The following is a 12328-nucleotide window of genomic DNA, read 5'->3' on the forward strand; positions in this document are numbered from 1 at the left end:
GCTATCATGAAAAAAACCGGAAGAATTTTCTTTTCCATATCATCGGTATTGTTCATCATTTTCATGTGGGTTGCCATTCAAACGTTTAAACCAATACGAGATGTACAACCTGATGACGTTATAGAAATTACTGGCGTTGTTGCCAAAGTAGAAGAGAAAAGCGGTTTTGATATCGCCATTACTTTAGAAAATGATGATCATTACTATTATATCAATCGAGGATTAGAGCGAGGATTGACTATCCAACAATTACAAGAAGAATTAATAGGCAAAAAAGTTACTTTGTATTCTATTCATAGATGGACTATATTTACACGTGATAAAATTATGGGACATGTCTCTAAATTGACAGTAGATGATCGTATAATTTTTAATGAAATTCGAGAAGAAGAATAGTTATAAAAATATAAACATTGGAATTCTATCTTCCTGACTTATTTAGATAGAAAGACATCATAAATAATGACATTCATGAGCAAACAATCCAACAATAGCGCAGTGCACAAACCAGATTTCGTTTTTGGAAAGAAAAACTATGTAGTAATGGCAATTGGTATTGCCGTAATTGCCTTAGGATTTATCCTAATGGCAGGTGGTGGAAGTGACGATCCTAATGTTTTTAATCCTGAGATTTACAACTTCAGAAGAATTCGCCTAGCTCCTATGATTGTATTAATTGGATTTGGAATTGAAGTTTATGCCATTTTACTAAATCCTGACAAGAAGAAAAGCGAGTAAACAAACGATTTATCTTCTCGTAGTTATATATTTGCATCAAATTTTACAAAACGTTCCTTATGGAAATTATTGATGCTATCATTTTAGGTGTAATTCAAGGACTAACTGAATTTTTACCAGTCTCTTCCAGTGGTCATTTAGAATTAGGAAAAGCTATTCTAGGTGATAAGAGTTTACCCGAAGAATCCTTGCTTTTTACTGTTGTTTTACATTTTGCTACAGCACTTAGTACTATAGTTGTATTTAGAAAAGATATTCTACAAATTCTAAAAGGTCTTTTTCAATTTAAAAAGAATGAAGAGACTATGTTTTCTTTACGCATTGTTGTTTCTATGATTCCTGCAGTACTTATTGGTCTATTTTTCGAGGAACAATTAGAAAAGCTTTTTGGTGGGAATATTATGTTCGTTGGTTTTATGTTATTGATCACAGCTATTCTTTTATGGTTAGCAGATAAGGCCAAAGACACTAATAAGATCGTAAGTACACCTAATGCTTTTATTATAGGAATTGCTCAAGCTATTGCCATGCTACCAGGTATTTCTAGAAGTGGAGCTACCATTTCTACTTCTGTACTATTAGGTAATGATAAAACAAAAGCAGCAAGATTCTCATTTCTTATGGTAATTCCTCTAATCTTCGGAAAGATTGCCAAAGACCTATTAAGTGGGGATTTAAATATCTCTTCAGAGAGTAGTTTCCCTTTAATTCTAGGGTTTTTAGCAGCTTTTATTTCTGGACTTTTTGCTTGTACCTGGATGATTTCTTTGGTAAAAAAGAGTAAATTATCATATTTTGCCTTATATTGTATTGTTGTTGGTATAATAGCCATCATCTTTGGTTTTATTAAATAGTCCCCAGTAATGCTAACCGAACAAGATTATAAAGACGGTCAGATCGTTCTGATCGATAAACCACTTCAATGGACTTCCTTTCAGGTTGTTAATAAAGTACGTTGGCGTATTCGTAAAACTTTCGGGATTAAAAAAATTAAAGTTGGCCATGCTGGTACGTTAGACCCACTTGCTTCTGGATTACTAATCATTTGCACTGGTAAGTTTACAAAACGAATTCAGGAATTCATGGGACAAACTAAAGAATACACTGGAACCATTACCTTAGGAGCAACCACACCTTCTTATGATTTAGAGACTGAAGTAGACCAGACTTTTCCTATAGATCATATTTCGACAGAAAATATACAACAAGCTACTAAAGGGTTTATTGGAGAAATTGAGCAATATCCTCCGGTTTTTTCAGCTTTAAAAAAGGATGGAAAAAGATTATATGAATACGCTCGCGAAGGAGAAGAAGTTACTGTAGTAGCAAGAAAAATTACGATTTCCGAATTTGAAATTACACGAATAGAATTACCAGAAGTAGATTTTAGAGTAGTTTGCGGAAAAGGAACCTATATACGATCACTAGCACATGATTTTGGAAAAGCATTGCAAAGTGGTGGCCATCTAAGCGCATTAAGAAGAACTAAAATCGGATCTTTTGATGTTACGGATGCAATAAGTCCTGAAATATTTGAAAATCAACTACGTGCAGAAATCGAAACCTTATAAAATATTGTAGAAGAAAAGGAGTTATAGATACCTATGCAATTTATAGAAAAACATAAAGCATTAATTATCACATCTATGTTGATGGGTATTTTTGTGTTGACGCTCTACAATATTAATATGGTGAATAAAAAGAAAGAGCAGTCAGAAATTCTTATGGAAATCCCAGAAGAGTTAATGGAAGAACTTGCAAAACAAGAAGAACCAGAAGAAGAAATAGCTCCTGAAGAAAACAGAGAATTAATTGCCTCGAAAAGAACTCATGATGCGTTTAACGAAGATTTCGAGGATTCTGAGGATTTCGAACAACGTTTAAAATCTCTTACCGAAACAGCAGAAGCAACGGAACAAACTTCTGATAATGAAGAAATGGTGGAAGGAGAGGAAGTAGTGAATGAAGAAATCATTGAGGAAAAGGTTGAGGAATCTAAAAAAGATGAAAAACCAATTTCTGAAGAAGTTAATAATAGAAATAGTTCGGTTACTTTTACACTAAAAGGAAGACAAAAAAAAGACATTCCCAATCCTATTTATACTTGTAATGGGAGTGGGAAAGTCGTTATTAAAATCGAGGTAAACCAGAACGGTTATGTTACCGATGCCAAAGTTGACAAAAAAAGATCTACCACACGAAATGAATGTCTTTTTGAAAACGCAATTAATTATGCACGAGATGCTTTATTCTCCTCTTCTGAAATAGAAGAACAGAAAGGTTTTATCACGTATTACTTTAATTACGGAGGTTAGCTTATAGAAGCTTTACTAAATCTTCTGCGATGTTGCTCCCTTTATCTTTGTTATACCAAACCTGTAAATCTTGCTTAAATTCCGGATCCAAACTTCCGTGTAACTCTTTATAGTCATTTACCATTTTAGTAGCTACTGATGGCCTTGGACCCCAACTATCTACTACTTCTTTAGTTTCTTTATTGTAAGCAATCAGCTTAGGGATAGACTTACCACCATTGGTAAGAAAATTATTCATTAACTCGTCATTATCATCTCTAGAAATAATTCTTAGCTTAATTCCATCGTTCATTTCTGCAAGCTTATTAATTACCGGTAAGGATTGTGCAGCATCACCACACCAACCTTCAGTTAACACCAACCAAGTAATATCTGTTTTAGCATTAGTAAACGCATCCTTTACTTGATCATCTATTTTTAAAGTTTTATCTAGTCTTTTCATTCTACGATCATTAAGCATACTGTAATTAGTTAATGCATCAGACTGTTCATGACCTGTAGACTTACCTTCTGCTAATAAATCACTTACTAAACTTCTATATTCCTGATAAGAATATGAATTATCGATTCCTTTTTCTATTAAATTATATATTGTCATTGTTGTTTCCATAGTTGTTATCTCTCTTACAAACTAAGACGATATTGAGTTTCAAAACTTACAAATCATCTAAACCCTTCTACAGTGTCAAAAATACCATTTCGTTAAGAAACATTTATTAAGTCCTTTGAAAATATCAATAGGAATACTGTATTTTAGACAATAATTTTTAAAAAAACTTCATGGGAAAAACTAGATGTGGATGGTGTGTTGGCGACCCTTTGTATGAATCTTATCATGATAATGAATGGGGTGTTCCGTTGCACGATGAACAACTATTATTTGAATTCTTAGTTTTAGAAACCTTTCAGGCCGGATTAAGCTGGATTACAATTCTTAGAAAACGAGATAATTTTAGAGTTGCTTTTGACAATTTTGATTACCAGCTTATAGCACGATATGATGATAATAAAAAAGAAGAATTACTACAAAACCCAGGTATTATCCGGAACAAACTAAAAGTAAATTCTGCAATTACGAATGCTCAGAACTTTATCAAGATCCAAGAAGAATTTGGAAGTTTTGATGCCTATATCTGGGGATTTGTAGATGGAAAACCTATTAAAAATGCTTGGAAAGACCACAAAGAATGTCCTGCCAACACTCCTCTTTCTGATAAAATTAGCAAAGATTTGAAAAAACGTGGTTTTAAATTTGTTGGATCTACCGTAGTATATGCTTTTATGCAAGCAATTGGAATCGTAAACGATCATACAGTAGATTGCTATAGATATAATGAGGTTTAAACAAAAGAAAAGTTAGAATCATTTATTCTTCTTTTCTTCTAAGATTTATTTTAAAAAGATATGCCATAGCTACTCCATATACCAGTGAAACAAGGATATGCCAATGTAGTTTTTCCCAAACAATATCTAATGTTAATTGGCGTAAATTAAAGGACATGAACAGATAAAAAAACGTCGCATGCATTAAGACTAGAATGATAAACTTTAGTTTAGAAGTCATAGTATATTTTTACAATTTAGTACCATAAGAAAGGTCTCCAGCATCTCCTAATCCCGGAATTATATACCCTTTGGAATTTAGCTCTTGATCAATAGCGGCTATCCAAAGATGTGTGTTTTCTGGAAATATTTTTTCTACATAAGCCACTCCTTTATTGGATCCAATAACTGAAACTATATGAATTTGCTTGGGTGTTCCATGACTTTTTAAAGCTTTCATGGTATTTTCTAATGTTTTTCCAGTAGCTAACATGGGATCTATTAATATTAACACCTTATTTTCTATGGAAGGAGATGCCAAATAACTTACCACCACATCAAAATCATCACTATTTTCTTTATGATCCCTATAAGCTGATATAAAAGCATTCTCTGCTTGATCAAAATAATTAAGAAGTCCTTGATGCAAAGGCAAACCTGCTCTTAAAATAGCACACAATACAAGATCTTTTTGTGGAACCGAGATTTCTTTAGCTCCAAGAGGTGTCTGAGTCATTTCCTCAGGATACGTCAAAGTTTTACTAAGTTCATATCCCAAAACCTCTCCTATACGCTCTATATTACGCCTAAAACGCATAGCATCTCTTTGGATAGCTGTATCTCTAATTTCTGCTATGAATTGATTTAAAATAGAATTTTCGGTTTCAAGATTATGTATAATCATAAAGGTTTAATTTTCTTATATAAATCTACTTCAAAAATTTCATAAAATCATCTCTTGGAATTTCTTTTGCACCCAAACTCTCTAAATGATTTGTATGTACCTGACAATCTATTAACTTCACTTCATTTTCCTTTAAAAACTCTACAAGTTTAACAAACCCATATTTAGATGCATTACTTACTTTAGAAAACATACTTTCGCCACAAAAGACATTCTTGTCTTTTAGCCATACTCCATACAAACCTCCAACCAATTCTGAATCTTTCCAAACTTCTACTGAAGTTGCATATCCCATTTTGTGAAGTGTAGTATAAGCTTTTTTCATATCTGGCGTTATCCAAGTTCCTAATTGATCTACTCGATCAATCGAAGCGCAATTTTCAATTACATTTTCAAAATCCTTATTAAAAGTTACAGAAAACGTATTTCTTCGTAACAGCTGCTTCATACTTTTACTAATCTTTAGTTCATTCGGAAAAAGTATCATTCTAGGATCAGGACTGAACCACAAAATTGGCTGATCTTCATCATACCATGGAAAAATACCTTGATGATATGCCTCTAACAATCTAGGCACTGAAAGGTCTCCACCAATTGCTAATAATCCGTCGTTATTGGCCTCGGATACTGGTGGAAAAGCAATAGAATTATTAAGTATGTACAAATCTAAATTCGCTAACGTTTCTACAACGTTAAATATCAATTAGTTGTTTGAATTGACCAAAAAAATCGCAATATTTGTTAAGACCTTTTAAGATAAATTTTGTTCATCATTGCTTTTTTGAGTTTTATTAAAAGGTTAACCTAAAACCACAATATGAAAAGTCCGACACGTATGTATCGGACTTTTTGCTTTATAATTCAATATGTTGCTTAAGATTTTAGCAACATGTTGAACTTAAAATGGTAAATCGTCGTGATCCTCTTCTTTAAAATCAGTAGCAGGTTCAAATGCATCAGCAGGAGGCATTGCTGGCGGAGCTGAAGGAGCTGCTTGTTGTAAGTTTTCGATTCTCCAACCTTGAATAGAATTAAAATATTTTGTTTCCCCCTGAGGATTTACCCATTCGCGACCACGCAAATTGATACTTATTTTTACATCCTGACCTATCTGAAAGTTATTTAATAAATCACATTTATCCTGAATAAACTCAACCATTATATGCTGTGGATATTGCTCATCTGTAGTCACCACTATCTCACGTTTTCTGAAACCATTGCTTCCAAACGTCTGCGTTTCACCTAACATCTTTACTTTACCTTGTACTTCCATGTGTTTAATTATTGTATTGCTGCTAAAATATTCCAGGCAGTTTGAATATCATCTTTATCCAAATACTGCTGTGCAAATTTATGAATTTCTATTAGGTTAGCACCCTGAATTTTATCCTTAATATCAGCATTGTTATTAACAAAATCTTTGGCTTTGTTTATTTCAGGAATACTTTCAACATTTCCTAATTTACCTAAATCATTACCAGTAAAAACACTACTACTCTTAATATGATCTGGCAGTACATCAATTCCAATTCCTATAGTACTTAAAGGTTTTGGCACTTCAAACATTCCCATGTTTGCTCTAGAATACCAATTACCACCCATACGAGCTACCTGATCAATTTTGTATTGGTCGATCTTACCATCGGCATCTAATATATCTTCTTTTACGTGCATCAATAAGACCTCGCAAATAACCAAGTTACCAGCACCACCATTATCACCCAATGAAACAACCTCGTTTACCTTGCACTCAAACTGAACTGGAGCCTCAGCTACTCTAAAAGATTTTATCTTTTCTGAAGGCAACATGGTCAATCCAGCTTTCTCAAACTCATTAACACCCTCTGGATATTCTGTACTAGACAAGGACATTTGCTGAACAATATCATAATTAACAATATTAATTACTACCTCATCAGTTGCTATAACATTCTCTAGGGTATGCTTGGTAGAATTATCTCTCACTCTTCGCGCAGGAGAGAAAATAAGAATAGGTGGATTAGCACTAAATACATTAAAAAAACTAAAAGGAGAGAGGTTTGGATTCCCTTCCTTATCCACAGTGCTGGCAAAAGCTATAGGCCTTGGCCCTATTGCACCAAGCATCATTCCGTGTAATTTTCCAGTGGAAACTTCTAAAGGATCAATTCGTATCATATAAAAATCTAATAAGACAAAGATAATTAAACTTTAACCCGATTAGCATTCATTTGTTTGGTTTTACTTACCTTGGTATAAAACAATAAAATCGTATAAAAACGTTTATATTTAGGACTTGCAATACACTTTTTATGAACTTTTCTGACGAACGTAATTTAGCTAGTTACTTTATAATATTTGCAGTTCTTGTAATTACAGGTCTTGTATTATGGAACACCTCTTTGTTTTTGCAACGCTTAAAAAAAGATGAAAGTATTAAAATGCAGGTTTGGGCTCAGTCTTTTAAAGCATTAAGTAGCTCAGGAATTGATGGTTCTGATGATCTAAGTCTTGATGATTATTTAGAATTATCCAATCTAATTAATAGCACGAATACCACAATTCCAACCATTATAACAGACGCTGAAGGCAAACTAATAAGACATTCCAGTGGCGAATTAAACATAGAAGGATCAACACTTAATATCCCTGATGATATTACAGAAAAAGAACTCATAGAGCATCTAGAAGAGATGAAATCTGAGAACGAACCCATTGCTCTGGACCTGAGGGGATCGGTTCAATATATTTATTATGGCAATTCATCTATTCTTAATAAATTGAAATACTATCCTATAGCCATTGCATTGATCATTTTTTTACTCATTGGTGTTATTTATTTCTTTTTTACCACCTCTAAAGCAAGTGAACAAAACAAATTATGGGCTGGTATGGCTAAAGAAACAGCACACCAGATCGGAACACCACTTTCTTCATTAGTTGGCTGGAACGAAATTTTAAAAGCAGAACAAGTAAATCCAGAATATATTGTAGAAATCGAAAAAGACATTTCTAGATTGAAAGTAATTACGGAACGATTTTCTAAAATTGGTTCTATACCGAACTTGGAGGAATCAGATATTGTAAAAGAAACGAGTGAAGCATACACCTATTTGCAAAGCAGAAGTTCTAAATTGATTAATTTCTCTATAAACATCCCTAATGAGTCTATTCTAGTACTTCTAAACTCTCAGCTTTATAGTTGGACCATAGAAAATTTGGTTAAGAATGCGATAGATGCTATGAGAGGAAAAGGAGATCTTAATATTGATTTATCTCAGGACAGCAAACGCGTTTATATAAGAATTACTGATACGGGAAAAGGAATCCCAAAAAGTAAATTTACTAAGATTTTCGAACCTGGTTACACCTCTAAAACCAGAGGTTGGGGGCTTGGGCTCTCCTTGGCTAAGAGAATCATTGAAGAATACCATTCTGGTAAAATTCGTGTACTAAGATCGGAAATAGGAAAGGGCACTACATTTCAGATTACTTTAAGTAAATATGATGCTTCTAGCATAACATAATGTTTTTACGCACGTTATCTCTTAAAATAAATGTAACGTGAAAACCGAGTATATCATTTTAAAAAACGCCATTCTAAATAATAATTGCCCTGAATGTTACGCTACAAAAAGCCTACAACTTTCTTTTAAACAAAAAAAGGTTCTTTCTAAATTATACACTAGAACAGAAAAAGAAGTTATAGAAAGCATGGATTGCCAAAAATGTGGCACCACTATCTACCCTGGTAGATGGACCGATGATATCGAAAGAGTTTATGAATATCATAAGAAAACAATATCGGTAGCGTCTTCTGGAATCAGATTTACTAAACTATCTTATGCAATACTCTTTTTACTTATTCTGATAGTTTCTTGTGCTATTGGAGCATTTCTATTTTTTCCTGATCTTTTTGCTAATACATTCTAGGCATATTCATTCATTACTGCTCTAAGATCCTCAGGAATAACAAATGTTTTATCAATATTAAAGTCAAAACAAACAGCGACGTCATTACCAACAGCACATAAAGTACCATCATCATTATAAAGTTCGTGATACAGACCGAAACTTGAATTTTTGATATAGGCTACTTTTGTTTTTATCAATACATTTCCAGGAAAAAATAAAGGATTTTTGAAATCACATTTGGTAGAAACCAGCATAGGCCCTTTTTTTGTTGTTGCATATAATTTTGCCAAACCAGACACCTCCCAAAACTGAACACGCGCACTCTGCATGTATTTCATGAAGTTAACATTATTTACGTGCTGATAGGTATCCATTTCACTCCAATCAATCCTAAGTTGTAGCGAAAGTTTAAATTCTGAAGAGGTACTCATTTACAAATTAGATTGAATCTTTTCGGCTAATGTTTCAAACTCTTCTTTACTCATCGATATTTTATGCTGAAATGTCATCTCTCTCATATCATTAAGCGGAATTAAATGCACATGAACATGTGGTACTTCTAGACCCACTACAGCAACCCCAACTCTTAAACAGGGAACAGATTTTTCAATTGCCTTTGCCACTTTACGAGAAAAACGCATCAGTTCTATATATGTTTCTTCGTCTAGATCAAAGATTTTATCTTCTTCCTTTTTGGGAATACATAGCGTATGCCCTTTGGCATTAGGGTTAATATCTAAAAAAGCATAAAAGTGTTCATCTTCTGCAACTTTATATGAGGGTATTTCACCAGCAACTATTTTCGTAAAAAGGGTAGACATTTGTTATAAATTTTGGTTGGTTTATCGCTACGAAATATAGAACATTTCTAGGAAAATAATAATCACAAAAAAACCTTTCTCATTTTTTTAAGAAAGGTTTTCGTATTCTATGTTATTTATGCTATTCTCTTGTTATTTCTACTACATCAAACTTCATAATTCCGTTAGGAACTTGAATCTCTGCTACCTCTCCAACACTTTTCCCTAGAAGACCTTTGCCTATTGGAGAATCTACTGATATTTTTCCAGTTTTAAGATCTGCCTCACTTTGTGCTACTAATTTATAAGTCATTTGAGCACCATTGGTTTGGTTTTTTATTTTTACTGTAGAATGTATCAGTACTTTTGAAGTATCTAACTGAGATTCATCAATAAGGCGAGCTCCGGCTAAAGTCTCTTCTAATTTAGAAATTCTCATTTCTAACAGTCCTTGTGCTTCTTTTGCCGCATCATATTCGGCATTTTCACTTAAATCTCCTTTATCACGTGCTTCTGCAATTGCTTGTGATGCTTTAGGTCTTTCTATATCTTTAAGGTTATTTAACTCGTCTCTTAATTTTTTTAGCCCTTCAGCAGTGTAATAGGATACTTTGCTCATAACTTCATCGTTTATATAAATACAAAAAATCCCATAGCTATGGGACTTTATCTAAACAAATATAAGAAAAAATAATACCGAATCACATTTTTGACTAATTTGGTCGTTTAAAAAATCCCTGTTTTTGTAAATAAAGAATATCTTTCTTTTTTTAAGAGTTAACAAATGAAAAAAATACTATTTATACTATCCATTTCACTATTCATCATTTCTTGCAGTAGTGATGATAACCGTTCTAATAACCCCAACCTTCCTTCGGTTAGTTTTACTCATACGGTAAATTTAGATTTACCACAGTTTAATGACCTTGATTTCCCAGGAAATTCTGAAGTCATTGGAATAGAGGGTGTCGGCATCAAGGGAGTCATCATATATAATGTGGATAATACATTGTATTCTGCTTTTGAACTTAGTGATCCAAATATTCTACCTAGCGACTGTTCGGCACTAAATGTTACAGGTATTAGAGCCGAATCTAATTGTGGTAATGATAACGCTTATGAAATTGTCAATGGTCAACAATTAGAAGGAGAAGGCGGTTTTCCTTTATTGAGATATCAAATTAGAAGAGAAGGAAATATTTTGGTAATTTCTAACTAAAAAGCAGACAATCCATTACTTAAATTAATGAGATGAAGATCATTTCTTTTTTCTCTAATAAGTTCTATTGCTCTTTTACTACGAATTCCTGATTGACAACAAACCACAATTGATTTGTTATCGTTCAATTCTGTTATACGATCCGAAATACTTTCTAAAGGAATATGAATACCTCCTATGTTAAAATGATTAAACTCTTTGGAAGATCTGACATCTAAAATTTGATAATCTTCTATATGTTTTTTCAGTTCTACTGCATTGATTTCTTCAAAATCATAGGAATTTATTCCGCAGAAAAAGTCGTAATCCTCTTCTAGTTGATCTATTTCAATGTCATGATTTTTCTTGAATACAATGACCTGTTGTTGCATTGTTAGCGTATCAAAATAAAAAAGTTTTCCTCGTAATACTTCTCCAATTCCTGTAACCATTTTAATTACTTCATTGGCTTGAAGACTTCCAATAATTCCAGGTAACACCCCCAAAACTCCTATATCAGAACAATTAGGAACAGCTCCTGGAGCCGGAGGAGAAGGAAATAAACAACGATATGTTGGTCCATCCTTATAATTTAAGACAGAAACTTGTCCTTGAAATTTAAAAATAGATCCGAAAACTAATGGTTTATCAGTTATTACACAAGCATCATTTACTAAGTATCTGGTCGGAAAATTATCGCTTCCATCCACTATAATATCATAGGCTGAAAATAGTTCTACAGCATTGTCATTATCTAGTGCTTCCTCATATACCTTAAAAAAAACAAAAGGATTTAGCGCAGCTAACCTTTCAGAAGCTACTCTTGCTTTTGACTTTCCAATATCACTAATTGTATATAAAACTTGTCGTTGTAAGTTAGTTTGATCAACTACATCATTATCAATAATACCAATAGTTCCAACTCCTGCGGCAGTAAGATATTGTAAAATTGGACATCCTAAACCACCTGCACCGATCACTAAAACTTTGGCAGATTTTAATTTTTCTTGCCCTTCGACACCTATCTCATTGAGCAAAATATGGCGACTATATTGAATGTTTTCTTCTTTGTTAAGCATAATATCACTAGAGACTTGCAATTCTACCGTAAAATTAAGCAATAAATAAAGAGTTTTAATTCTAAAAAATATTGTTT

Annotated in this window: 19 protein-coding genes; 9 read left to right on the forward strand and 10 right to left on the reverse strand. The window is 33.0% G+C overall.

Annotation, left to right across the window (positions count from 1 at the left end):
* Positions 1-6 precede the first annotated feature (6 nt).
* The 5 genes from ABD077_RS01890 to ABD077_RS01910 all read left to right on the forward strand — a co-directional run bounded on the left by ABD077_RS01890 (position 7) and on the right by ABD077_RS01910 (position 3053).
* Positions 7-396, forward strand: coding sequence for a hypothetical protein (locus ABD077_RS01890; protein ID WP_343909953.1), 390 nt, complete (start codon positions 7-9; stop codon positions 394-396).
* A 75-nt stretch (positions 397-471) separates the two neighbouring features.
* Entirely contained in the window at positions 472-738 is a 267-nt protein-coding gene (locus ABD077_RS01895) for a DUF3098 domain-containing protein (protein ID WP_343909955.1), read from the forward strand.
* A 59-nt stretch (positions 739-797) separates the two neighbouring features.
* Positions 798-1592, forward strand: a complete 795-nt coding sequence (locus tag ABD077_RS01900; protein WP_343909957.1) for an undecaprenyl-diphosphate phosphatase — start codon at positions 798-800, stop codon at positions 1590-1592.
* Positions 1593-1601: 9 nt separating this feature from the next.
* On the forward strand, positions 1602-2309 hold the full coding sequence (gene truB, locus ABD077_RS01905) for a tRNA pseudouridine(55) synthase TruB (protein ID WP_343909959.1): 708 nt from the start codon (positions 1602-1604) through the stop codon (positions 2307-2309).
* A 33-nt stretch (positions 2310-2342) separates the two neighbouring features.
* A complete protein-coding gene (locus tag ABD077_RS01910; protein WP_343909961.1) occupies positions 2343-3053 on the forward strand; it encodes a hypothetical protein in 711 nt (236 codons plus the stop codon).
* A gap of 1 nt (position 3054) precedes the next feature.
* Here the strand turns inward: ABD077_RS01910 and ABD077_RS01915 are convergent, their stop codons facing one another.
* On the reverse strand, positions 3055-3663 hold the full coding sequence (locus ABD077_RS01915; protein ID WP_343909963.1) for a thioredoxin family protein: 609 nt from the start codon (positions 3661-3663) through the stop codon (positions 3055-3057).
* A gap of 170 nt (positions 3664-3833) precedes the next feature.
* Here ABD077_RS01915 and ABD077_RS01920 point away from each other — a divergent pair, with 170 nt between their 5' ends.
* Positions 3834-4397: a DNA-3-methyladenine glycosylase I gene (locus ABD077_RS01920; RefSeq protein WP_343909965.1), complete on the forward strand. Its 564-nt coding sequence runs from the start codon at positions 3834-3836 to the stop codon at positions 4395-4397.
* Positions 4398-4419: 22 nt separating this feature from the next.
* On the opposite strand, the gene ABD077_RS01925 is transcribed toward ABD077_RS01920, so the two are convergent.
* The 5 genes from ABD077_RS01925 to ABD077_RS01945 all read right to left on the reverse strand — a co-directional run bounded on the left by ABD077_RS01925 (position 4420) and on the right by ABD077_RS01945 (position 7437).
* Positions 4420-4617, reverse strand: coding sequence for a hypothetical protein (locus tag ABD077_RS01925; RefSeq protein WP_343909967.1), 198 nt, complete (start codon positions 4615-4617; stop codon positions 4420-4422).
* A gap of 9 nt (positions 4618-4626) precedes the next feature.
* A complete protein-coding gene (gene upp, locus ABD077_RS01930) occupies positions 4627-5280 on the reverse strand; it encodes a uracil phosphoribosyltransferase (RefSeq protein ID WP_343909969.1) in 654 nt (217 codons plus the stop codon).
* Between the two features lie 25 nt (positions 5281-5305).
* The gene (gene aat, locus ABD077_RS01935) at positions 5306-5944 is read right to left on the reverse strand and encodes a leucyl/phenylalanyl-tRNA--protein transferase (protein WP_343911960.1); all 639 of its coding nucleotides are present in this window, start codon (positions 5942-5944) and stop codon (positions 5306-5308) included.
* A 234-nt stretch (positions 5945-6178) separates the two neighbouring features.
* On the reverse strand, positions 6179-6553 hold the full coding sequence (locus ABD077_RS01940) for a DUF3127 domain-containing protein (protein ID WP_343909971.1): 375 nt from the start codon (positions 6551-6553) through the stop codon (positions 6179-6181).
* Between the two features lie 8 nt (positions 6554-6561).
* A complete protein-coding gene (locus ABD077_RS01945) occupies positions 6562-7437 on the reverse strand; it encodes a flavin reductase family protein (protein WP_343909973.1) in 876 nt (291 codons plus the stop codon).
* A gap of 134 nt (positions 7438-7571) precedes the next feature.
* On the opposite strand from ABD077_RS01945, the gene ABD077_RS01950 reads away from it, so the two are divergent.
* Positions 7572-8786, forward strand: a complete 1215-nt coding sequence (locus tag ABD077_RS01950; RefSeq protein WP_343909975.1) for a sensor histidine kinase — start codon at positions 7572-7574, stop codon at positions 8784-8786.
* Positions 8787-8823: 37 nt separating this feature from the next.
* A complete protein-coding gene (locus tag ABD077_RS01955; protein ID WP_343909977.1) occupies positions 8824-9192 on the forward strand; it encodes a hypothetical protein in 369 nt (122 codons plus the stop codon).
* Here ABD077_RS01955 and ABD077_RS01960 read toward each other — a convergent pair.
* The 3 genes from ABD077_RS01960 to greA all read right to left on the reverse strand — a co-directional run bounded on the left by ABD077_RS01960 (position 9189) and on the right by greA (position 10593).
* Positions 9189-9605, reverse strand: coding sequence for an acyl-CoA thioesterase (locus ABD077_RS01960; protein WP_299605045.1), 417 nt, complete (start codon positions 9603-9605; stop codon positions 9189-9191). The genes ABD077_RS01955 and ABD077_RS01960 overlap by 4 nt on opposite strands.
* Positions 9606-9995: an HIT family protein gene (locus ABD077_RS01965; RefSeq protein WP_343909979.1), complete on the reverse strand. Its 390-nt coding sequence runs from the start codon at positions 9993-9995 to the stop codon at positions 9606-9608.
* 121 nt (positions 9996-10116) lie between these two features.
* Positions 10117-10593: a transcription elongation factor GreA gene (greA, locus tag ABD077_RS01970; RefSeq protein WP_299605043.1), complete on the reverse strand. Its 477-nt coding sequence runs from the start codon at positions 10591-10593 to the stop codon at positions 10117-10119.
* Between the two features lie 165 nt (positions 10594-10758).
* On the opposite strand from greA, the gene ABD077_RS01975 reads away from it, so the two are divergent.
* A complete protein-coding gene (locus tag ABD077_RS01975) occupies positions 10759-11193 on the forward strand; it encodes a hypothetical protein (protein ID WP_343909981.1) in 435 nt (144 codons plus the stop codon).
* Here ABD077_RS01975 and moeB read toward each other — a convergent pair.
* On the reverse strand, positions 11190-12293 hold the full coding sequence (moeB, locus tag ABD077_RS01980; protein ID WP_343909983.1) for a molybdopterin-synthase adenylyltransferase MoeB: 1104 nt from the start codon (positions 12291-12293) through the stop codon (positions 11190-11192). The genes ABD077_RS01975 and moeB overlap by 4 nt on opposite strands.
* Positions 12294-12328: the final 35 nt, after the last annotated feature.

It is taken from the genome of Aquimarina litoralis, from assembly GCF_039523995.1.
Taxonomy (GTDB): Bacteria; Bacteroidota; Bacteroidia; order Flavobacteriales; family Flavobacteriaceae; genus Aquimarina; species Aquimarina litoralis.